Source organism: Pacificibacter marinus (assembly GCF_018860505.1).
Classification (GTDB): Bacteria; Pseudomonadota; Alphaproteobacteria; order Rhodobacterales; family Rhodobacteraceae; genus Celeribacter; species Celeribacter marinus_B.
On record NZ_JAHKPU010000022.1, the window covers coordinates 1 to 1,076 of the forward strand.

A 1,076-nucleotide genomic window follows, 5' to 3' on the forward strand; every position below is an offset into this window, starting at 1 on the left:
GCTAGGTGGCAAAAGCCCCTTAGCCTTCGAACGAAAGGCTGCATAAATGAGTTGAGAGACCGGAACGTAAGCGGGACAAGACCAGCATGAAATCAACCCGATTACATCTTAGCTGAACCGCAAAACTGTCCGAATAAGTGGGACCACTTTACTTGTCCGTCGTCAGGGTTTTTGGGACCAATGGCGGCCTAAACTAAGAGAGCGTTTGGCTCATCTGGTTGGTTTGACTATGCAGCGTGCTGGCGGTGATGCAAGCGTCGCGCTTCGAGTGTCTTTCGTTTGATCCTTTTACGCTCTTGTAGAATGGCTTTGTCGCGGCCGAAGTAGACGTCGGCAGGTGTGACGTTGTTGATGCTCTCGTGATAACGTTGGTGGTTGTAGTGATCGACGAAGGTTTCGATCTGGGCTTCAAGGTCACCGGGCAGGAAGTAGTTTTCCAGCAGGATGCGGTTCTTTAGCGTCTGATGCCATCGCTCGATCTTGCCTTGGGTTTGCGGATGATACGGCGCACCGCGAGAGTGCTTCATGCCTTTGTCTTTCAGCCATTCCGCCAGATCCCCTGAGACGTAGCTTGACCCGTTGTCGCTGAGCAGACGTGGCTTGTGAACGACATGAACTTGGTCACAGCCAGACGCTTGCAAAGCGAGGTCCAGTGTATCTGTCACGTCTTCAGCCCGCATGTTAGTGCAGAGCTTCCAGGCGACGATATAGCGGCTGTAGTCGTCCAGCACCGTGCTGAGATAGAACCAGCCCCAGCCCAATACTTTGATGTAAGTGAAGTCCGTTTGCCAAAGCTGATTGATCTCAGTCGTTTTGTCTTTGAACTCACTGGCGGCCTTGATCACGATGAAGGCAGGGCTGGTGATCAGATCATGCGCTTTCAAGATCCGATACGTTGAAGCCTCTGATACAAAGTAACTTTCCTTGTCTGTGAAGGTCACTGCCAGTTCTCTTGGCGACAGCTCGGTCTCCTTCAGCGCCAGCTTCACCACCTTGCGCCGTACGTCGTCAGGGATGCGGTTCCAGACATACTTTGGCTTTTGAGATTGATCCTGCAGCCTCGCCACGCTGCAGGT

The 1,076-nt window shown here is 52.7% G+C and carries 1 protein-coding gene; it reads right to left on the minus strand.

All coding sequences use genetic code 11. The annotated features are described in order from the left end of the window. Positions 1-227: 227 nt before the first annotated feature. On the minus strand, positions 228-1,076 hold an 849-nt coding region (locus KO503_RS09125), incomplete at its 5' end, for an IS3 family transposase (RefSeq protein ID WP_215991248.1).